Annotated in this window: 1 protein-coding gene; it reads left to right on the top strand. The window is 27.9% G+C overall.

All coding sequences use genetic code 11. The annotated features are described in order from the left end of the window. The coding region (locus DZ60_RS0122000; protein ID WP_034230514.1) for an IS3 family transposase at nucleotides 1-809 on the top strand (809 nt) is incomplete at its 5' end. Nucleotides 810-842 lie beyond the last annotated feature (33 nt).

Raw genomic sequence — 842 nt, 5'->3', positions numbered from 1 at the left:
ATTATAGAGCTATTCAATCCTATAAAAACAAACAAAAACTTAGTAAAAAGGTGATTGATTTAGTAAATACTATTCGCATATCAATGCCAAGAGTAGGTACAAGAAAATTATTTCATCTTTTAAAACCTGAATTAAAAGCGATCGGAGTTGGTCGTGATAAGCTATTTAAAATACTAAAGGCTAACAACATGTTGATTTTACCTAAAAGAAACTATCATGTAACCACAGATTCTCATCATAGATTTAGAAAACATAAAAATCGAATAAAAGATGTTGAATTTGTTAGACCAGAACAAGTATGGGTCAGCGATATAACCTATATAGGTAATAGAGAAAATCCATGCTATTTAGCTTTAATCACGGACGCTTATTCCAAAAAAATAATGGGGTATAATGTATCAAATAGCCTAAATGTAAAGGGATCTTTAAAAGCTTTGGATATGGCTATCTATAATAGAGATTATAAAGAAAAACCTATAATTCATCATTCTGATAGAGGATTACAATACTGTTCTAATGAATATCAAAAAATACTAAATATCAATACTATTAGCCCAAGTATGACCGAAAAATATGACCCCTATGAAAATGCTATAGCAGAAAGAATCAATGGAATTCTTAAACAAGAATTTGCTATTGACAAATATGATACCTCAATAGAAATTAAAACACTACTTGTTAAAAATGCTATTGATATTTACAATCAAATTAGACCGCATTTATCAAATTCAATGCTAACACCAAATCAAATGCATCAACAAAATAAAGTAAAAAGAAAAAGCTACAAAAAACAAAAGGTAGCAAATTAAAATTGCTACCTTGTATTTATTAATTCTTGTAAC

Source organism: Aquimarina pacifica (genome assembly GCF_000520955.1).
GTDB classification, from domain to species: Bacteria; Bacteroidota; Bacteroidia; order Flavobacteriales; family Flavobacteriaceae; genus Aquimarina; species Aquimarina pacifica.
Note: the sequence above shows the minus strand (reverse complement) of the source record. Positions and strands in the feature narration are given on the sequence as shown.